15 protein-coding genes and 1 pseudogene are annotated in these 19,888 nt (G+C 51.2%); 15 read left to right on the top strand and 1 reads right to left on the bottom strand.

All coding sequences use genetic code 11. From position 1 onward, the window contains the following. Window positions 1-150: 150 nt before the first annotated feature. From GPK83_RS14840 to sigE, 10 genes are all read left to right on the top strand, one after another. Window positions 151-828: a YkgJ family cysteine cluster protein gene (locus GPK83_RS14840; protein WP_215705147.1), complete on the top strand. Its 678-nt coding sequence runs from the start codon at window positions 151-153 to the stop codon at window positions 826-828. Window positions 829-934: 106 nt separating this feature from the next. Beyond that, window positions 935-2,668: a penicillin-binding transpeptidase domain-containing protein gene (locus GPK83_RS14835; RefSeq protein ID WP_215705146.1), complete on the top strand. Its 1,734-nt coding sequence runs from the start codon at window positions 935-937 to the stop codon at window positions 2,666-2,668. Window positions 2,669-2,926: 258 nt separating this feature from the next. After that, the gene (gene mraY, locus GPK83_RS14830) at window positions 2,927-3,895 is read left to right on the top strand and encodes a phospho-N-acetylmuramoyl-pentapeptide-transferase (RefSeq protein ID WP_117470952.1); all 969 of its coding nucleotides are present in this window, start codon (window positions 2,927-2,929) and stop codon (window positions 3,893-3,895) included. Between the two features lie 79 nt (window positions 3,896-3,974). Continuing rightward, complete coding sequence (gene murD, locus GPK83_RS14825; protein WP_015555051.1) at window positions 3,975-5,321, top strand: UDP-N-acetylmuramoyl-L-alanine--D-glutamate ligase; 1,347 nt, start codon at window positions 3,975-3,977, stop codon at window positions 5,319-5,321. Window positions 5,322-5,333: 12 nt separating this feature from the next. Beyond that, entirely contained in the window at window positions 5,334-6,746 is a 1,413-nt protein-coding gene (locus GPK83_RS14820) for a putative peptidoglycan glycosyltransferase FtsW (RefSeq protein ID WP_345941830.1), read from the top strand. Window positions 6,747-6,808: 62 nt separating this feature from the next. Beyond that, window positions 6,809-8,071 (top strand): UDP-N-acetylglucosamine 1-carboxyvinyltransferase, encoded by a 1,263-nt coding sequence (gene murA / locus GPK83_RS14815; RefSeq protein ID WP_242990596.1) that lies wholly within the window; start codon window positions 6,809-6,811, stop codon window positions 8,069-8,071. Between the two features lie 119 nt (window positions 8,072-8,190). Next, the gene (locus GPK83_RS14810; protein ID WP_345941829.1) at window positions 8,191-9,006 is read left to right on the top strand and encodes a cell division protein FtsQ; all 816 of its coding nucleotides are present in this window, start codon (window positions 8,191-8,193) and stop codon (window positions 9,004-9,006) included. Between the two features lie 218 nt (window positions 9,007-9,224). After that, window positions 9,225-10,421 (top strand): cell division protein FtsZ, encoded by a 1,197-nt coding sequence (gene ftsZ / locus GPK83_RS14805; protein WP_021905887.1) that lies wholly within the window; start codon window positions 9,225-9,227, stop codon window positions 10,419-10,421. A 555-nt stretch (window positions 10,422-10,976) separates the two neighbouring features. Further along, the gene (locus tag GPK83_RS14800) at window positions 10,977-11,885 is read left to right on the top strand and encodes a sigma-E processing peptidase SpoIIGA (protein WP_215705145.1); all 909 of its coding nucleotides are present in this window, start codon (window positions 10,977-10,979) and stop codon (window positions 11,883-11,885) included. 75 nt (window positions 11,886-11,960) lie between these two features. Further along, window positions 11,961-12,701, top strand: coding sequence for an RNA polymerase sporulation sigma factor SigE (gene sigE / locus GPK83_RS14795; RefSeq protein ID WP_215705144.1), 741 nt, complete (start codon window positions 11,961-11,963; stop codon window positions 12,699-12,701). Window positions 12,702-12,761: 60 nt separating this feature from the next. On the opposite strand, the gene GPK83_RS14790 is transcribed toward sigE, so the two are convergent. Continuing rightward, window positions 12,762-13,490 carry a hypothetical protein gene (locus tag GPK83_RS14790; protein WP_252196383.1) on the bottom strand — a complete coding sequence of 243 codons (729 nt, stop codon included), beginning with the start codon at window positions 13,488-13,490 and terminating at the stop codon, window positions 12,762-12,764. A 274-nt stretch (window positions 13,491-13,764) separates the two neighbouring features. Between GPK83_RS14790 and GPK83_RS14785 the strand changes: the two genes are divergently transcribed. The 5 genes and pseudogenes from GPK83_RS14785 to GPK83_RS14765 all read left to right on the top strand — a co-directional run. Beyond that, window positions 13,765-14,649 (top strand): DegV family protein, encoded by an 885-nt coding sequence (locus GPK83_RS14785; RefSeq protein ID WP_015555045.1) that lies wholly within the window; start codon window positions 13,765-13,767, stop codon window positions 14,647-14,649. After that, on the top strand, window positions 14,636-16,108 hold the full coding sequence (locus GPK83_RS14780; protein WP_215705143.1) for a HAMP domain-containing sensor histidine kinase: 1,473 nt from the start codon (window positions 14,636-14,638) through the stop codon (window positions 16,106-16,108). Before GPK83_RS14785 ends, GPK83_RS14780 begins: the two co-directional genes overlap by 14 nt. Window positions 16,109-16,119: 11 nt before the next feature. Beyond that, the gene (locus tag GPK83_RS14775; RefSeq protein WP_015555043.1) at window positions 16,120-17,058 is read left to right on the top strand and encodes a GerMN domain-containing protein; all 939 of its coding nucleotides are present in this window, start codon (window positions 16,120-16,122) and stop codon (window positions 17,056-17,058) included. Window positions 17,059-17,086: 28 nt separating this feature from the next. Further along, entirely contained in the window at window positions 17,087-19,462 is a 2,376-nt protein-coding gene (locus tag GPK83_RS14770; RefSeq protein WP_215705142.1) for a DNA internalization-related competence protein ComEC/Rec2, read from the top strand. A 339-nt stretch (window positions 19,463-19,801) separates the two neighbouring features. Beyond that, window positions 19,802-19,888, top strand: a pseudogene (locus tag GPK83_RS14765) (IS200/IS605 family transposase); the annotation flags it as partial.

Raw genomic sequence — 19,888 nt, 5'->3', positions numbered from 1 at the left:
ATGTGCTGCAAGCTTGCTTGCATAAGCGTTTTCCTGCACAAATTAGTATATAGGGTAACTGTTGCCATGCATCTGGAAAAAACTGCCGGTGGCAGGTTCTGCAGGTGAGGGTGCTGAACAATTACATATGGGAAATAATAGGAGAAGATCATGAACAGAGAGATGGATATGGCGGAGGTTTCCGACGGAAAACTCTATGGCCTGGATGATATGGTGAAGGCGGACTGCGCAGGGTGTGAGGGCTGCCATGCCTGCTGTACCGGGATGGGAACCTCCGTGGTTCTCGATCCTTTTGACGCGTACCGCATGACGGCGGGGACAGGGAAGACCTTTGAGGCGCTTCTCGCGGGACCTCTGGAACTTAATGTGGTGGATGGGATCATTCTCCCGAACCTCAAGATGGCGGGGGAGGAGGAGGCCTGTTCCTTTTTAGACCAGAATGGACGCTGCAGGATTCATGCGTACCGCCCAGGGATCTGCCGGCTGTTTCCGCTTGGAAGAATTTATGGGGACGGCGGTTTTAAGTATTTTTTGCAGGTCTACGAGTGCGCGAAGGAGACCAGGGCCAAGGTAAAGGTTAAAAAATGGATCGATATGCCGGAGCCGAAGCGTTATGACGAGTTTGTCTGTACCTGGCATTATTTTTTAAAGGATCTGGAGCAGGTGATCGGGAAAGACACGTCAGGTCAGGCAGCGAAGACCGTGAGTCTTTATCTGATCAAACAGTTTTATCTTCTCCCTTATAATAAGGAAGAGGAGTTTTACCCGCAGTTTGACGAGAGAATGACCGGAGCTAAGAGAGCACTGGCGGGCTTCCTTGCAATGTAAGAGTTCACAGCAACGATCCGTGATTGATTTTTATGGATTTTCGTGCATGAGAAAATGAGAAGTCCCGTATATTAATTACCAAGACTTTTGAGATAAAGGTTTTGGAATGACGGAATTTCTGACACATCACAGAAAGAAGCTTTTTATCGTTTTTCTAATCTCGGTGCTTCTGATGGTGGGGCTGTGCGCCCAGCTGGGATTCCTGATGATCGCGAGGTCGGACCACTACAGCAAGATGGCGGATGAGCTCCACAAGAGGGAGCGGACCATCAAGGCTGCCCGGGGCGAGATCGTGGATCGGAATGGCACTGTGATCGCCGCGAACCGGACGGTCTGCACCGTGTCCGTGATCCACAATCAGGTGACGGAGCCGGAGAAGGTGATCCGGGAGCTGGTGCGGATCCTGGAGCTTCCGGAGCCGGAGGTCCGGAAAAAGGTAGAAAAGTGGTCTTCCAGGGAGATCATCCGGACAAATGTGGAGAAGTCGGTGGGGGACCAGATCATGAATCTCGGACTCTCCGGTGTGAAGGTCGATGAGGATTATAAGAGATATTATCCTTACGGAAGTCTCGCATCAAAGGTCCTGGGATTCACCGGAGCGGACAATCAGGGGATCATCGGCCTGGAGGTCAAGTACGAGAGGTACTTAAAGGGCAGGGACGGTCTGATACTGACGACCTCCGACGCGAAGGGCACGGAACTCCAGAATGCCGCGGAGGAGCGGGTAGAGCCGGTGCCCGGAAATACCCTGACCGTGAGCCTGGATGTGAACATCCAGAAGTACGCGGAGCAGGCGGCGTACCAGGTCATGGAGAAAAAAGGTGCGAAGGCGGTCTCCGTGATCGTCATGAATCCCCGGAATGGGGAGATCTACGCTATGGTAAATGTCCCGGAGTTTGATCTGAACGACCCGTTCACGCTGAATGTGGAAAGCGGCGGACTCACTGGGACGGAGCTCCAGGACGCGAGAAATAAGATGTGGCGGAATCGCTGCATCAACGATACCTACGAGCCCGGCTCCACATTTAAGATCATCACAGCCGCGGCGGGGCTGGAGGCGGGAGTGGTCCATCTGGATGACAGGTTCTCCTGCCCGGGCTTCCGGATCGTGGAAGACCGGAAGATCCGCTGCCATAAGATCGGTGGACATGGAGGAGAGACATTTTTACAGGGAGCCATGAACTCCTGTAACCCGGTGTTTATCGACGTTGGCGCGAGACTTGGCGTGGATTCGTTCTATCATTATTTCGAACAGTTTGGGCTTCTCGGAAAGACCGGGATCGATCTCCCCGGCGAGGCAGCGACGATCATGCACAAGAAGGAAAATATGGGACTTGTGGAGCTGGCCACCGTCTCCTTTGGACAGTCCTTTCAGATCACGCCGATCCAGCTCATCACGACGGCGTCCTCCATCATAAACGGGGGCAGGCGGATCACGCCCCACTTTGCGATGAATGTGGAGAGCACGGATGGGACATATTACCAGAAGTTTTCCTATCCGGAGCGGATGGGAGTCGTGTCGGAAGCTACCAGCGAGACCATGCGGTATATTTTAGAGCAGGTAGTGGCGGAAGGAAGCGGAAAGCGGGCGAAGCTTCCAGGTTACCGGGTCGGCGGAAAGACGGCGACATCGGAGAAGCTGCCGAGAAGCTTAAAGAAATATATTTCTTCTTTTTTAGGATTTGCGCCCGCCGATGATCCCCAGGTCATCGCGCTGATCACTATCGACGAGCCGGTGGGGATCTATTACGGCGGAACCATCGCGGCACCGGTGGTGGCTGATATTTTTTCGAATATTCTGCCGTATCTGGATATCACGTCGGTTTCGGAGACGGATTAATATTGAACCGCTCTGCGCTTTGTGCGTATGTGAGCACAGATGGCGGGAGAAATTCAGGTCTTTTGCTCTTTGTATCAAATGTTCTGATTGATTATTGGGAAAAAAGGACGTATACTATTTACGCTATGAAATGTTGTCAGGCGGCAGCTGTGGGAGCGCCGAAGGCGCGGAACAGCTGAATTTCATGGTGCTGTCGGAAGACGGCATGTCAATTTACATAGGAAGTATGAGGTGCAGCAGGAAAATATGAGGTTCAGCATGGTAAATGAGACAATTCTGGCGATCATTATCGCCTTCGCAATCAGCGCAGCGCTCTGCCCGGTGATCATTCCATTTCTTCACCGGCTGAAATTCGGACAGCAGGTCCGCGATGACGGTCCGCAGAGCCATTTAAAGAAACAGGGAACACCGACGATGGGAGGACTCATCATCCTCACGGCGATCGTGATCACATCCTTATTTTACATTAAGAGCTATCCGCGGATCATCCCGATCCTCTTCGTGACGGTGGGATTCGGAATCATCGGTTTTCTGGATGACTACATCAAGATCGTCATGAAGCGTTCGGAAGGTTTAAACCCGATCCAGAAGCTCATCGGTCAGTTCATCATCACAGGGATTTTCACCTACTATCTGATGACTTCCGGGGAAGTGGGAACAGGAATGCTGATCCCTTTCACTGGCGGATTTGAAAATGGATATTATCTGAATCTCGGCTGGCTGTTTATTCCGGCGGTATTCTTTATCGTTCTCGGAACCGACAACGGTGTAAACTTTACAGACGGCCTTGACGGTCTCTGCACAAGTGTTACGATCCTTGTGGCGACATTCTTCACCGTGGTTGCCATCGGAGAAAACAGTGGGATCAGCCCGATCACAGGTGCCGTTGTGGGAAGTCTGTTAGGCTTTTTACTGTTCAACGTATATCCGGCGAAGGTGTTCATGGGAGACACGGGTTCCCTGGCCCTCGGCGGTTTCGTGGCATCCAGCGCGTTCATGATGCAGATGCCGATCTTTATCGCCGTCGTTGGCCTGATCTACCTGGTGGAGGTCCTCTCCGTCATCATTCAGGTCACATACTTTAAAAAGACTGGCGGGAAGAGAATCTTCAAGATGGCTCCGATCCACCACCATTTCGAGCTTTGCGGATGGTCCGAGACGAGAGTTGTCGCAGTATTTTCGATCGTTACGGCGATCCTTTGCCTGGTTGCCTACATGGGATTATAATTAGGGTAAATGTTCAGACATGCGCAGGAAAATAGCAGGCTGAGCGGTCATTCATTACGAGTATATAGGAGGAGAAACCATGTCACAGAAAGTATTAGTTGCAGGAACGGGAATCAGCGGTATTTCTGCCGCAAAGCTTCTGCTTGCTCAGGGCGGCGAAGTGGTTCTTTATGATGGAAATGAGAAGCTTTCCGAAGAGAAGCTGAAAGCAAAATTTGATGAGGGCGCGAAGGTGACGATCGTTCTCGGTGAACTGAAGAAGACAGACCTTATGGGTGTGGAGTTATGCGTCATCAGCCCTGGTATTCCGCTTGAGGCACCGTTCGTTGCGGTGATCGACGAGGCGAAGATCCCGATCTGGAGTGAGATCGAGCTTGCTTACCACTGCTCAAAGGGAAAACTTGCGGCTATCACAGGTACAAACGGAAAGACAACAACGACAGCCCTCACAGGCGAGATCATGAGAAAGTTCTATAAGAGCGTATTCGTAGTAGGAAATATCGGTGATCCGTACACCGCTCACGCTCTTGAAACCACAGACGAGTCCGTTACCGTCGCGGAGGTTTCCAGCTTCCAGCTTGAGACCATCATGGATTTCCATCCGAATGTGTCCGCGATCACAAACATCACTCCGGACCATCTGGACCGCCATAAGACCATGGAGTGCTATATCCAGGTCAAAGAGGGGATCACAAGAAACCAGACAGAGGAAGATACCTGCGTATTAAACTACGAGGATCCGGTCCTCAGAGAATTCGGAAAGACCTTAAAGTGCAAGGTCCTCTACTTCAGCAGCAAGGAGAAGCTCGACGAGGGCATCTTCATGGACGGAGATTTCATCGTTTACCGCCATGATGGAAAGAACGAGAAGGTCCTCGATGTCAACGAGTTAAACATCATCGGAAGACATAACCACGAGAACGTGATGACAGCCGTTGCCATCGCGATCCATTTAGGCGTCCCGATGGATATGATCCGCGAGGCATGCAGGGAGTTCAAGGCTGTAGAGCACAGGATCGAGTATGTAAGAGAGCGTTTCGGCGTTACTTATTATAATGACTCCAAGGGAACAAACCCGGATGCGGCGATCCAGGCCATCAAGGCGATGCCGGGACCGACACTTTTAATCGCAGGCGGGTATGACAAGCATTCCGAGTATGACGAGTGGATCGAGAACTTTGACGGAAAAGTCCGCTATCTCGTCCTCATTGGCCAGACAAGAGACAAGATCGCCGAGTGCGCAAAGAAACATGGTATCACGGATATCATGTACGCGGAAGACATGCAGGAGGCCGTTCAGGTATGCGCTTCTTACGCGAATGCAGGCGATTATGTGCTGCTCTCTCCGGCATGCGCAAGCTGGGGAATGTTCAAGAACTTTGAGGAGCGCGGACGGATCTTTAAGGAATGCGTCAACGCGCTGTAATGGAGGCTTAGCGTGGCTCGAAAGAAAGTTCGAAAAGCCGGCGGCAGGGCACAGGCGCAGAGACAGCAGGTACATCGTCAGCAGATGCAGAGACAGCAGATGCAGAGACAGCAGATGTCCGGAGAACAGTTGGAGCGTCAGCAGATTGAAAGAGAGCGGGCGAAACGCCAGCAGGAGGGACAGCGAAGAGAGCAGCTTCTGATGCAGCAGCGCCGTGAGATGCAGCAGAGACAGGAAATGCTGCGGCAGCAGCAGATGTACGGGGCTCCTGTACAGGAAGAGGGAAAACGGAAAAAGAAAGCACGCCGTTTTTACGACTATGACCTCTTAGTGGTCATTATCTTCCTTACGGTATTCGGACTGATCATGATCTACAGTTCCAGCGCCTACAATGCCCAGGTGAGCAGGCAGCCGTCCAACTACTACATGGTGCGTCAGGGACAGATCGCCGTGGCTGGATTCATCCTGATGCTGATCATTTCAAAGATCGACTATCACTTCTTTGCGAAGATTACTGTTCCGGCAGTAGTGGTATCCTATATCTGCGAGATCCTTGTAACATTTACACCACTGGGAATCGCGGTTAACGGCAAGAAAAGATGGCTGGGAACAAGATCCCTGCGTTTCCAGCCTGCAGAGCTTGTAAAGATCGTGGTGATCCTGCTTCTGGCCGTGCTCATCACGAGGCTTGGAAAGCAGATCAATGAATGGCGGGTGTGGGGAATGATCGCGGTCCTCATCGGACCTCTGGCACTCCTCGTCACCATGAACAACTTAAGCTCCGGTATCATCATCTGCGGAATCGCTTTCGTCATGATGTTTATCGCGTGCAAGAGAAAATGGCCATTTATTGCGACGGTGGTGCTTGGAATCACTGTCATCGTCTTCGCGCCGCCTGTGGCCATCGCCCTCGAGAAGGCAGGAATCCTCCATTCCTACCAGCTGAGCCGAATCCTGGTGTGGAAAAACCCGGAGGCGTATCCGAAGTCCGGTGGATATCAGGTCCTTCAGGGACTGTACGCCATCGGTTCCGGCGGCCTTCTCGGAAAGGGACTGGGACAGAGTATCCAGAAGTTAAGCTTCCTTCCGGAGCCGCAGAACGATATGATCTTCGCGGTGATCTGTGAGGAGCTGGGACTTTTCGGCGCGGTAGCCGTGATATTCATGTTCCTGTTCATGCTGTACAGATTTTTAGTCATCGCCGGAAATGCGCCGGATCTATTTGGTGCAATGCTGGTGACAGGTGTTCTGGCACATATCGCGATCCAGGTCGTCTTGAACATTGCCGTTGTTACGAATGTGATTCCTAACACGGGAATCACGCTTCCGTTTATCAGTTACGGGGGTACGTCGGTGCTGTTTTTGATGATTGAGATGGGAATGGTACTAAGTGTGTCCAACCAGATCAGGCTGGAACAGCAGTAACATAATTGATGCTCTTGCATATACTGTTTTATAGCGGCATATGCGGGGGAATCGGTTTGCAGGTGTTTAAAGTTCAGGGGCTTAAGCCTCTGCATGGAAAAATAAAAGTCCAGGGTGCAAAAAACGCGGTGCTGCCCATGATGGCGGTGAGTCTTTTGACAGAGGGAAGAACCGAGATACGGAATGTTCCGAGAATTTCGGACGTGTTCCTCATGGCGGAGATCTTAAGGGACCTTGGGTGTCAGGTGATGTTTCAGGACGATGTCCTGGAGATCGATGCCTCCGGGCTCTCTGGAACGGTGATCTCCGAGAAGACGGTGGGGAAGATGCGGTCTTCCAGCCTGCTTTTGGGACCGCTGTTATCCAGGGCCGGGGAGGTGACGACCTGGTATCCGGGCGGCTGTGTGATCGGAAAACGTCCGATCGATTTTCACCTGGATGTGCTCCGGGCAATGGGAGCAGAGATACTTGATGATGGCGGAATGCTGATTGCAAAAGCGAAAAAGCTTTGTGGAACAACATTCCGTTTTCCATATCCCAGTGTCGGTGCGACGGAGAACGCGTTGATGGCTGCCGCTCTGGCATCCGGCACGACAAAGCTCCTAAACTGTGCCAGGGAGCCGGAGATCGTGGAACTCTGCAGCTTCCTGCGTTCCATGGGAGCAAAGATATCCGGGGAGCGCACCGGGACTATCACGGTGGACGGGGTGGAAAAGCTCTTTCCGACGGATCATGTGACGGCAGGAGACAGAATCTGTGCGGGGACATACCTGGCGGCGGCAGCGGCAGCCGGCGGGGAGATCGAGATCACCGGTGTGGATCCGGTGGTTCTGGTAGAACCGTTAAAGGCACTCCGAAAAATGGGAGCCGGGATCCGGATATCCGGGGCGACCGGACCGAAAGCCAGGATCGGTATGGTGATGGAACGGCGTCCGGCCGGGGTCGAGATCGACACCGGGCCATACCCGGGATTTCCGACGGATCTTCAGTCTGTCTTTCTCGCCGTGGAGGCAGCGGGAAGCGGGGAGAGCCGGTTTAAAGAGACCGTGTATGAGGCACGGTTTGAGGCGGCGATGCGGCTTGCAGCCTTTGGGGCCGACGTATCGCTCCATAAAGATACAGCCATAATAAGAGGAAGATATCCTCTTGTTCCGGGAATTGCGGAGACGCCGGATCTTCGCGGCGGGGCGGCGCTTCTAGTGGCGGCCCTGGCGGCGGACGGACTCAGTGTGATCTCGGACAGTGGACATTTAAAGCGCGGGTACGAGGATATCGGAAGAGATTTGAGAAAGCTTGGGGCAGACATAGAGGAAGATGAGCTGTGATGATCGTGGCAATGGATTTTTTGCTCCAGACCAGAGTCTTCCGGTGATCAGTGTGTCAGGTGCGCGGGTCCCAATGATGTTACGTGAGAACAAGTGATCAGATAACAGGTGAAGAGAAGATGTTATTTAGAAGAAGAGGTCTTGGATTTGGAAGACGCGGCTTCAATTTCCATTTCGGGAGAAGAAGCAGCAACGGATTTGGAATGTACAACAGGAGAGGAGGAAGAAAGACGGGGATCATCATTGGAGTGATCCTGGCGATTCTCGTCATTCTTCTCGTTCTTGTCTTTTCGATACGGATCAAGGATGTGGAAGTGAGCGGAAATAAGCAGTATACGAAGGAACAGATCGAGTCGCTCTTATTTGACGGCAAGTGGTCCAGAAATTCCGCGTTCTGCTATTATCAGAACCGGTTTAAGGAGCACAAGTCTATTCCGTTTATCGAGGAATATAAGATCAATTTCAAGAGCCCCACAAAGGTGGAGGTCGTTGTGTTTGAGAAGAGCGTTGTGGGCTGCGTCTCCTACATGAGCAGCTACATGTACTTCGATAAGGACGGAATCATTGTGGAGAGCTCTTCCGAGCAGCTTCCGGGCGTTCCGGTGATCACTGGTCTCGAGTTCGGACATATCGTCCTGCACCAGCCGCTTCCGGTGGCGGATCAGGATATTTTCGGCGAGATCTTAAACCTGACCCAGGTGCTGAATGTCAGCGATATCCAGGTGGACAAGATCAACTATAACAGCTACAATGAGGCAGAGCTTGTGATGGGGGACATCACGGTGGAGCTTGGAAATTCGGATAGCCTTGACGGAAAGATCGCGGAGCTTCACGATATCATGACGGAGCTCACAGGACTTTCGGGTACGCTGTATCTGGATACCTATGACGAGACGAATTCCAGCCCGACGTACCGTTTTGTGAAGAAGAATTAGAGTAACGATTCATCAGGTCTGCGCACTTGCTGCGCTGACCGTAAGAAAGCTTAGGCCGGGGACAGCGGAAAATCAGTGTTTTTTTCAAAAAAACCATAAATTTAAGGTTGATATTTTTCAAAAAATCAAATATGATATATGTTAGATTAACTTGGGATTTTTATGACCATGCTAATACAGATGTAATAGATTGATAGATATTAAAGGAGGAGACATTCTTGTTAGAGATTAAGATAAACGAGGCAGAGAATGCCGCAAGAATTCTTGTGATCGGTGTCGGCGGTGCCGGAAATAACGCGGTAAACCGCATGGTAGAAGAAAATATTATGGGCGTTGAGTTTATCGGTATCAACACAGATAAACAGGCGCTTCAGTTCTGTAAAGCTCCGACTGCCATGCAGATCGGTGAGAAGCTCACAAAGGGACTCGGCGCAGGCGCAAAGCCGGAGATCGGCGAGAAGGCAGCTGAGGAGAGCCAGGAGGAGATCTCCCAGGCACTTAAGGGCGCAGATATGGTATTCGTTACCTGTGGTATGGGAGGCGGAACCGGTACCGGTGCAGCTCCAGTGATCGCTCAGATCGCAAAAGACATGGGAATTCTTACAGTCGGCGTTGTAACAAAGCCGTTCCGCTTCGAAGCCAGACAGAGAATGAACAACGCGTTAAAGGGAATCGAGAACTTAAAGAACGCAGTGGATACTCTGATCGTGATCCCGAACGACCGTCTCCTTGAGATCGTTGACAGACGGACAACCATGCCGGATGCATTAAAGAAAGCCGATGAGGTTCTTCTCCAGGCAGTACAGGGAATCACAGACCTGATCAATGTTCCGGGTCTTATCAACCTTGACTTCGCTGATGTTCAGACGGTTATGACAGATAAGGGCATCGCTCATATCGGTATTGGTAAGGCGAAGGGCGACGAGAAGGCACTTGAGGCTGTTAAGCAGGCTGTATCCAGCCCGCTTCTTGAGACAACCATCGAGGGTGCTTCCCACGTTATCATCAACATTTCCGGCGACATCAGCCTGATCGAGGCAAACGAGGCTGCTGGCTATGTTCAGGAGCTTGCAGGCGATGATGCTAACATCATCTTCGGCGCTATGTACGATGAGAATGCGGAGGACGAGGTAACGATCACAGTTATCGCTACAGGCCTTGACGCACACGGTGCAAACACACCGGTTGAGCGCGCAATGAAGGATTTCACAAACTACAAGACAAAGGTACCGGCTCAGCAGGCTCCGGTTCAGAGAACTGCTCCGTCCGTAAAGACTCCGTCTGAGGCAGCAGCTACAACAGAGACTTCCGTACCGAAGTACAACATCCCGACTGGAAATGCCCCGGTTTACCGTCCGGCACAGCGCGGCGAGACCCAGATCAATATCCCGGATTTCTTAAAGAACCGCAGATAAGATTCTGAGGACGGACAAGCCGTATTGGAATTTAATTTATGGTAACTATTCAGTACCTTCATAGTTACGTGCAAAAATCCATTCCAGATCAGCTTCGCTGATGGGATTTTTGCCTTCCAGCCTATGTTTTCTTACGGTCAGCGCAGCAAGTGCGCAGACCTATTGAACAGTTACAATTTATGAACATATTGAGACCTGGAAGAGAGAAATCTTTTCCAGGTCTTTTTGTGTAATAGGAAATTCCGAGGAATTCCCTATTACACAAAAGGCACTAACGTGCCAATGATGCGCATTCGCGCAAAATATTTCTGAAATTTCACCGCAGATCGCGACAAAAAATGTCCAGATCTGCTTTCTTTTTGTTCTTCTTTTTTCGTGTATTCCGCAAATGTCTGCGGAAATCTCTGATCTTCATGAAAAAACAGGAGAGATTCTGTTAAAACGACCCGATGGGTTTTCAAATTTCTCGTCCCTGCTTTGACAAATTCTGGAGAGAAAGACAGGTATACTATGGGAAAACATCAGAAAGGGATGCCAGGGAAAGGAGGAAGTCCGGTGGAGTATGATTGGTACGCCGATCTCTTTTTTCTGGAGGAGGTGTACCGGGATGCTTTGATCTTATGGCTGGCGGCGGTGCTTATGAGAAGGCGGGCAGAGGCCTTGAGACTTCTGGGCGCCGGGATCGCCGGGGGACTCTGCAGTACTGGAAGCGTTTATCTGGAACTTATGGGAAGATGTCCTGCAGGCGGACAGCCGGTATTCGCTGGGATATGGGAAGTTTGGAAACTGCTGGTGACAGGATTTTTGATGATCTGGATCGCTTTTCCGGGAAAACAGACCATGCGCCAGGAGAAAAGGAATGCTTCTGCAGATAGCGGAGATTCCTGGATGAAAGTTTTGAAGTGGCGCGGGAAGGAACTGGGAGTCCTGGTCTTATCCGCAGGGATTTTGCAGAGTGGGCTGGCGATTCTGCGGGAGCGGTGTTTTCTTACAGGCTGGAAAAGTCTGATGTTTATGGGATTTTTCTGTATGGGAGTTCGTTTCTTGGCGGTAGCTCTTGTGAGGCGGCCGATGATCGGGAAAACACGGTATCAGGTCCGTCTTTTCTTAAATGAAAAGTCGAAGGAGTTCACGGCGATGGCGGATTCAGGGAATCGGCTCGTGGAGCCTGTGACGGGAAAGCCGGTGAGCATTATCGCGGCGGCGGATGCGAAAGAGTTCTTAGGAGAGAAGGCGGGAGTCCTTATGATCCCATACCGGGCTGTCGGAACGGAAAATGGAATGCTGCCGGGAGTTCTCTTTGACCGGATGGAGGTCATGTCCGAAGAGTGCGGGAGTATCTGGATCGAGCGTCCGATCGTGGCGATTTCGAAGGAACCTCTGTTTTTCGGGAAGGATTTTGCGATGATACTGCCGGAGTGTCTGGTGTCAGGGGAAAATGTGCCTGTGGCAATAGGGGATTGACATGAAGTATGAATGACGATGTGTGAAAAAATAACTGTGAAGGTGACTAACAGTTAGAAAAAGGAGAGAATGAGTATGATTATGAGAATTTCTATGCCAAACCGGTTCCGCCTCAAAAAAGTGATGGGGTTCCGCACGATGATCCGTCCGGAGCGGGGGGAGATCCATTATATTGGAGGTGCGGATATTCTTCCGGCTCCGCTGTCACTGAAGGAGGAGACTGAGGCGTTAAATAAGTTTGGAACCGAAGAGGAGAAAGAGGCAAAGGCAGAGCTGATCGAGCACAATCTCCGCCTGGTCGTCTACATAGCAAAGAAATTTGATAATACCAGCGTTGGCGTAGAGGACCTGATCTCCATCGGGACCATTGGACTCATCAAGGCCATCAACACCTTTAACCCGACAAAAAATATCAAGCTGGCGACCTATGCGTCCAGATGTATTGAGAATGAGATCCTGATGTATCTTCGTAGGACCAGCAAGATGAAGCTTGAGGTTTCCATCGATGAGCCGTTAAACGTGGACTGGGACGGGAATGAGCTTCTGCTGTCGGATATTCTCGGGACGGAGGAGGATGTGATCTATAAAGACATGGAGGATGAGGTGGAAAAAGACCTTCTTAAGAAGGCGGTGAACCGCTTAAGCCCGAGGGAGAGAAAAATCGTGGAGCTGCGCTATGGTCTGAAGCGTCGGGATGGGACGGAGATGACGCAGAAAGAGGTGGCGGATCTCATGGGGATCTCCCAGTCATATATTTCGAGGTTGGAGAAGAAGATCATGATGAGGCTGAAGAAGGAAATCGTGAAATTTGAATAAGAAAATTAAAAAGACTGCCCGGCTGATGAATCAGGTTCATCGGTCAGACAGTCTTTTAAATTATTCCTGATCGTACAGCTTCGTATACAGCGTCTCACAGAGCGAATCCGCATAGGACTGGTCAGGGATGTCGCGGCCGGTGATGAGGAAATCCTGGATCAGCTCGAAGCGCTTGAGACTCAGTTCCTCGCCGGAGAGGTCCGGGTCTTCCATCAGAAGCTGCTCATCCAGCTCTTTTGCGGAGTAATTCTTTAAGAACCAATCGATGATCTCCTGGGTCTGGCGTTTTTCATCGTCGGCTTCCACCTTTAACTCGGCAGCGCGCTTCCTTGAGGAGACTGCAACGACAAAGCTGCCGATGGCGAGAACAACGAGAACGCCCTCAAACATATATTTCTGGAATCCTGCCATTGGGAGATGGAAAATTCCCAGAAGGCAGAGTGCCGCGCCGATGGCAAGTACCCCGCCGACTAAGAAGAACGCGGATGCGGAGGAACTCATGTCATCGTAGCGCTGGCCCTTATCCACGTAGGCGTGGACCGGCTCAGCGGCCGGGGAAGACTTCTCGGGTGGATTATCCCCGGAGAACTCCGTATCAGTCCCTTCACCGGAAAACGGATCCATCTCCTGCGCCATGGCGGCAAGCTGTTCTTCCTGTTCCTTCTTTTTCATGGCTTCCGCCACTTCTTTTGATTCCACGAGGGGACCGCCGCAATCGCTGCAGACTTTGATTCCCTCGACAAATTCCATATCGCATTTCGGACAATAAGGCATAATCTGTACCCCCATATTAAAAATACATTGCATATTACGGTCTGCGCTTTCACACTAAGCGCTGCTTTGCGGCTGCCGTAATCCGCTTCGCCGCTCGTGCCAAACATGCGAGCATGTTTTTCACTCACTTACTGCTCAGCATATCATAAATTTTCTATTTCGTCCACAGTTTGGGCAGTTTTGCACTTCCATTTAGGTAGGAAATCGGTTAAAATAGGAGCGAGTCCTGTCCGTATGGAATGGAGAGAAAGAGGGCGGACGAAAGAGAAACAGAAAGGGGCAGTTTTGTATGAAAATTGCAGTTGTAACAGACAGCAACAGCGGAATCACCCAGGCTCAGGCAAAAGAGATGGGAGTTGCGGTTCTGCCAATGCCGTTTATGATAGATGGAGAAACATATTACGAAGATATCACACTGACACGGGAGCAGTTCTACCAGAGATTAAAGGACAATGCTGATATCGCTACCTCCCAGCCCACACCGGATTCCATCCTGAAGATGTGGGACAAGCTCTTAAAAGAGTATGACCAGATCATCCATATCCCGATGTCCTCCGGACTTTCCGGATCCTGCTCCACAGCGATGATGCTGGCGGGAGAGGATGAGTACGAGGGAAAAGTGTTCGTCGTTGACAATCGACGGATCTCTGTGACCCAGTATCAGTCTGTAAAGGACGCGCAGATGCTGGCAGCTATGGGGATGGACGGAACGCAGATCAAGAAGCGCCTGGAGGAGACTGCGGCTGATTCCGTCATCTTCATCACCGTCGATACCTTAAAATACCTGAAAAAGGGCGGCCGGATCACACCGGCTGCAGCGGCTCTCGGCACACTTTTAAAAATCAAGCCAGTGCTGATCATTTTAGGTGAAAAGCTTGATTCCTTCGCGAAAGCCCGTACCATGAAGCAGGCAAAGACCATGATGATGAACGCGATCCAGAAAGAGCTGGACGGGAGGCTTCACGACAGTGAGTGCAGAAACTGCCATCTGGCAATCGCCCACACCGACAACGAGGAAGCAGCGCTGGAGTTTAAGAAAGAGGTCGAAGAGCGCTTCCCGAATGCTGATGTATACATGGCACCGCTTTCCTTAAGCATCGCGTGCCATATCGGACCGGGCAGCCTTGCTGTGACGGCAACGAGAAAGATGGAAGAGGAACATGAGAAAAATTAGGGAAAGGATCCGGAAAATTTACCGGAAGCATACGCCGAGCGTCAAGGTTCCCCTGATCATCCTGATGGTGATGTTCTGTATGATCCCGCTTCTCGTGGAGAGCCGGATCCTTGCCAGTTCCTCAAGACAGAGTCAGGTGGAGCGCCGGATCATTGATGTCCAGAACCAGTGTCAGATCCTGAGCAATAAGATGTCAAGAACTGGATATCTCACAAACTCGGTGGTGGACAACGCCGCCATCGATACGGAGCTCTCCCTGCTCTCGGATATCTTCAGCGGACGGATCCTGATCGTAAACTCCGGGTTTAAGATCGTAGAGGATACGTTTTCTCTCTCGAAGGGAAAGACATTGATTTCCAATGAGGTGATCAGGTGCTTCCAGGGTGAGAATACGAGCCGGTATGACAGCCTGAAACACTATTTCGTCCTGGCAATCCCAATTCCGGAGTTTGAGCAGGAGACGGGAACCATCACAACGGGAAAGACTGCGGGCGTGATGATCGTGACAGCGTCGACGGAGAGCATGTACAGTCTGGAGGACAGTCTGAATGATAAGGCATCCCTGTACGAGATGATGATCTTCGTGATCCTGCTGATCCTTGCGGTCCTCTCGGTCCATTTTATCATGAAGCCCTTTGGAAGCCTGATCGCGTCGATCCGGCGTGTAGGTGAGGGAAACCTGGATGAGGATGTCAATGAGGAGGCGTACCGGGAGACAAAGCAGATCTCCGAGACCATCAATAAAACCCTGGAGAAGCTGAAGGCCGCGGACCAGTCGAGACAGGAGTTTGTTTCCAATGTCTCCCATGAGCTCAAGACTCCGATCACGTCGATCCGTGTCCTTGCGGATTCCCTGATGGGAATGGAGGACACGCCGAAGGAACTTTACCAGGAATTCATGCACGATATCTCCGATGAGATCGACCGTGAGAGTAAGATCATCGACGATCTTCTGACTCTGGTCCGCATGGACAAGGCGTCCTCGGGACTTTCCTGCAGCCAGGTCCAGATCAACGGACTGATCGAGATGGTCTTAAAACGCCTGCGTCCCATCGCCAGAAAGCGGAATATCGAGCTGATCTTCGAGAGTAAGCGCGATGTCTCAGCGGATATTGACGAGGTGAAATTCTCCCTGGCGGTGAATAACCTGGTGGAGAATGCGGTCAAATATAATAAGGAAGACGGATGGGTCCGGGTCACACTGGATGCCGACCACAAGTTCTTCTATTTAAAGGTTGCGGATTCCGGAATCGGTATTCCTGCGGAGTTTAAGGAGCGCGTGTTCGAACGCTTCTACCGCGTGGACAAGGCGAGATCCAGGGAGACCGGCGGAACAGGGCTTGGACTTGCGATCACGAAAAGTGTGGTCCTGATGCATCACGGCGCGATCCGTGTGGACAGTGTCGAGGGCGAGGGAAGTACCTTTATGGTACGGATCCCGTTGATCTATATTCCGTAGGAGGGAGAAAAATGAAGAAATTTAGGATGTTTCGGGTGTTTTTTCTCCTCTTCGCGGTTCTGTTCGCCTTAAGCGGCTGTACGGGAAAGACGACCGTGGAGCAGAGCGGAAATGCCTATACGATCTACTATTTAAACACGTCCGGGATCCAGCTCGTTGGAAGCGAGTACCGGACGGAGACGACGGACCTGGATGCACTGGTCCGGGAACTTCTCGATAAGATGGGAAATGTGCCGGCGGATCTCGACTGTCAGAGAGCGCTGCCGGAGCGGATCGAAAAGATCACCTACCGGATCGAGGGGAATGTTCTGTATTTATATGCAGATGCCAACTATGCGCTGATGAATTCGGTGCAGGAGATCCTGTGCCGGGCGGCGCTGACGAAAACACTGACCCAGATTCCGGATATCGAGTATCTGAGCATCTACTGCGCGGAGCAGCCGATCACGGACGCTGCGGGAAACCCGGTGGGAATGCTTTCCGCCTCTGATTTTGTGGACAGCATCCGCGATGTCAACTCCTTCGAGCGGACGGAGCTGACGCTGTATTTTGCCAATGAGGCGGGAGACCAGCTGGTGGAGGAAAAGCGGGAAGTTATGCAGAACAGCAATACATCCCTGGAGCGCCTCATCGTGGAACAGCTGATCGAAGGTCCTCAGGAGCTTGGACATTATGCGACGATCCCGTCAGATGTGAAGCTTTTGAATGTGTCCGTCAATGATTCGGTCTGCTCGATCAACCTTGACGCGGCGTTTTTAAACAGCACTCTGGATGTGGCGGCATATATTCCGATCTATTCCATCGTGGATTCCCTTGCGGAGCTCTCGACGGTGAGCCGTGTGCAGATCCGGATCAACGGATCCCAGGACGATGTGTTCCGGGACCAGATTCCGTTAAGCACGGTATTTGAACGAAATTACGATTATATCGTAGGAGGAAAAAACGATTAAAAGGCCTTTGCTGTGTGTGACAGGGGGATTGGTACTTGGAGAGGCACTGAACCTGTGGATCCCGGCAGAGCAGATGATTTTTGGACTGGCAGTCTGGCTGCTCTTTTTGGTGTGCGTGTTTGTCCGCCGGAAGAGCAGATATGGGCTGCCGGTCTTTCTTTTTGTGGCGGGAATGTCTGCCGGATGTCTTCGGATGGGAGCGGAGCAGGCGGTTTTCTCCCGGGAGGAGGGATTTTTCCGGGAGGAACATGAGGATGGCGTGGTTCTTCAGGGAACTGTCCAGTCGGTGAAGGAGAAGGATGGGACGCTGGAGGTCGTGCTTAGGGATTGCGCAATGGAAGGTAAAGATGGGGAGTCTGGTGAGAAGCTTCGAAGAGTTTTATGTTATCTGGATGTGAATAAAACAGGGGAAGCAGCTGAGGCGGTTTCGAAGCAAAAACCATCACCCGCTGTCGGTGAGAAAATCCGAGTCTTCGGAGAGGGAAAAGCGGCAGATCCGGCGAGAAATCCTGGGGCGTTTGACTACCGTCTGTATTGCAGGTCCCGCGGAATTTCCGGGATCATCTATGTGGAGGGATATACGGTGACTGGCGGGAAGGTACATGTATTTTCGGACAGCCTGTACCGGATCCGGAGGTGCCTTTCTGAGCGGTTAAAGGCGATCGCTCTCCCAGAGGACGCTGGAATTCTGTCGGCGGTTCTCTTTGGGGAGAAGGATGATCTGGACAGTGAAATTTATGAACTTTACCGGAAGAATGGGATATCCCACCTCCTTGCCATCAGCGGGCTTCATGTCTCCATTGTGGGACTGGGAATCTGGAAGATTTTCAGGAAAGGCGGGGCGGGGTTCTGGATCTCCGGGATCTTCGCAGGGGGATTTCTCTGCGCCTACGGCATGATGGTGGGCAGCGGCGCGTCTGTGGCCCGGGCGGTGTCAATGGCAGGGCTCTCCTTTCTCGCGGCGGCCGTAGGGCGGACATACGATCTTCCGACGGCAATGTGTATTCCGGCGGCAGGATTGCTGCTTGCCCATCCGTATCTGCTGTCCCAGGCGTCCTTTCAGCTGTCCTTTCTTGCGGTGACATCACTGATCTATCCCGGCAGGCTTTTTTCTTCGCGGGGGGAAAAGCTTTTTACGGATGAAAAAATATCTGCGGCAGCGTCCGCGTTCTTTACAAGTCTTTCGATCCAGGTGGTGACAGCGCCGGTCATTCTCTGGCATTCTTTTGGGATACCGGTCTACGGGGTGTTCTTAAATCTAATTGTGATCCCGCTTATGACGTATGTGGTCATATCGGGATTTCTTGGACTAGGTCTGTCTTTTTTATCAGAATCGGTTGGGGGTGCGATGCTTGGAGGCGCGCATTATATTTTGAAATTTTATGAGGTGATATGTAATTGGACAGGGGAGCTTCCGGGGGCAGAGCTGGTGCTGGGGCAGCCGGAAATATGGAAAATTGGGTGTTATTATGGATTGATGATATTCGGAGCAGTTGTTTATGAGAGGGGGATGGAGATTGCGGAAAATAAAAAACATCGCCTGGTGTTATTATGCGCCGCCTGGCTTGCGGCATTTCTTTTCCTGATCCCATCCCGCCAAACCGGACTCTCTGCCACATTCCTCGACGTAGGCCAGGGTGACGGAATCGTTCTGCGCTCCGAATCCCATACGATCCTGGTGGACTGCGGCAGCAGCCAGCAGAAATCCATCGGAGAGAAGGTTCTGGTGCCGTATCTTAAGAGCCAGGGGGTGACGCGTCTGGATCTTGCGGTCATGACCCACGGGGACCAGGATCACATGAACGGGATCCGGTATCTTCTGGAACACCCGGAATCGGGAATCCGGGTGGGAGGTCTCATGATGCCGGAGGCGGGAAAGGATGAGATCTACGGGAAGATGGCGGAGATTGCGAAAAAGCGGGATATTCCTGTTTTTTATGCCAAAAAGGGAGATATATGGAATAACTTTCCGGGAAAAGGAATGTCCATGGAATGCCTGTCACCGGATGGCGGAACAGAGTTCACGGACCGGAATGAGGAATCCCTGGTATTCCGCCTGACCTACGGACGTTTTTCCGTGCTCCTCACGGGAGATATGGAGACATCCGGGGAGGAAACACTTTTGACTTCCGGTGTTCTGACTCCGGTGACGATATTAAAAGCCGGACATCACGGTTCCGCCACCTCATCCAGCGAAGAGTTTATAGAAAAACTGTCCCCATCCGTGACGATCCTCTCCTACGGAAGAAAGAACCGGTACGGACATCCTGCAGAGAAAGTCCGGGAGCGGCTTTTAGAACATGGATCAAAGATCTATGAAACAGGCCTTTCCGGCGCTGTCATGGTCCGGACAGATGGAAAGAAACTCAAAATAAAAACGATGCTTCCGCTTGACACAGACTGACCGTGCTTTACATCGGAAGGAAAAGTTTTAACAAGAATCAGCAAGAATTCGCCCACCTCTATAGGTGGTGAGATGAATTGCTATCTCTTGCATAGTGCCATAGTTGGCATGTAAATATCAGATTATTGCACATGGCTGTGTTGTGTATTGTAAATTTCTCCGATATTGATTTTTGTAGTCGTGCTATATCATCAATTCTGCATACAATGAATAAGCCTGAAGTCTGAAGGGAAAATAGATTGCAGATTAAGCAGAACAAATGTTCTGAAATATAATGGACAAATGATCTCATTTGTGATATAATTAAATCAGTCGAAATGAAAAGAAAGGCTGATAAATATGAGAAAACTTGACAATAATGCACATTCAGTATTTTTACTCTATTATCATCTGATCCTGGTCGTAAAGTACCGGAAAAAGGTCCTG

This window comes from Clostridium sp. MCC328, from assembly GCF_018785465.1.
Taxonomy (GTDB): domain Bacteria; phylum Bacillota; class Clostridia; order Lachnospirales; family Lachnospiraceae; genus Pilosibacter; species Pilosibacter fragilis.
This window is presented reverse-complemented; position numbering and strand designations above follow the sequence as displayed.

Coding starts and splice junctions, on each gene's coding strand:
- GPK83_RS14840 (WP_215705147.1), top strand. CDS start 151: ATGAACAGAGAGATGGATATGGCGGAGGTTTCCGACGGAAAACTCTAT.
- GPK83_RS14835 (WP_215705146.1), top strand. CDS start 935: ATGACGGAATTTCTGACACATCACAGAAAGAAGCTTTTTATCGTTTTT.
- mraY (WP_117470952.1), top strand. CDS start 2,927: ATGGTAAATGAGACAATTCTGGCGATCATTATCGCCTTCGCAATCAGC.
- murD (WP_015555051.1), top strand. CDS start 3,975: ATGTCACAGAAAGTATTAGTTGCAGGAACGGGAATCAGCGGTATTTCT.
- GPK83_RS14810 (WP_345941829.1), top strand. CDS start 8,191: ATGTTATTTAGAAGAAGAGGTCTTGGATTTGGAAGACGCGGCTTCAAT.
- sigE (WP_215705144.1), top strand. CDS start 11,961: ATGATTATGAGAATTTCTATGCCAAACCGGTTCCGCCTCAAAAAAGTG.
- GPK83_RS14790 (WP_252196383.1), bottom strand. CDS start 13,490: ATGGGGGTACAGATTATGCCTTATTGTCCGAAATGCGATATGGAATTT.
- GPK83_RS14785 (WP_015555045.1), top strand. CDS start 13,765: ATGAAAATTGCAGTTGTAACAGACAGCAACAGCGGAATCACCCAGGCT.
- GPK83_RS14780 (WP_215705143.1), top strand. CDS start 14,636: ATGAGAAAAATTAGGGAAAGGATCCGGAAAATTTACCGGAAGCATACG.
- GPK83_RS14775 (WP_015555043.1), top strand. CDS start 16,120: ATGAAGAAATTTAGGATGTTTCGGGTGTTTTTTCTCCTCTTCGCGGTT.